The 270-nt window shown below is 64.8% G+C and carries 1 pseudogene; it reads right to left on the bottom strand.

The features are described 5' to 3' along the window. Positions 1-270, bottom strand: a pseudogene (locus B3520_RS01155) (hypothetical protein); the annotation flags it as partial.

The raw sequence follows: 270 nt of genomic DNA, 5'->3' as shown, positions 1-270 counted from the left end.
CCGAGCCAGACATCACTGTCGCCCAGGCCCCGCATCCGCGCGTAGTTTACCGTCCAGGGGCCGATGCCGTTGAGCGCGAGCCAATTTTCAGGATCTGCCGCCCGCGTTGGCTGAGTGTTGAACAGCTCCGCCAGGTCAAGCAGGGTCTGGCGCCGGCGACCGTGCATCTTCAGGCTACCGAGGTCTTCACTGGCCAGCATGGCCGGGCTTGGAAACAGCCGGTACTCAGTGTGTTGGCCGGGGATCGGCTGCCCAAACTCGGCGACCACA

It is taken from the genome of Marinimicrobium sp. UBA4509 (genome assembly GCF_002388575.1).
Classification (GTDB): Bacteria; Pseudomonadota; Gammaproteobacteria; order Pseudomonadales; family Cellvibrionaceae; genus Marinimicrobium; species Marinimicrobium koreense.
The sequence above is the reverse complement of the archived record's forward strand: the minus strand, read 5'-3'. Positions and strand labels throughout refer to the sequence as shown.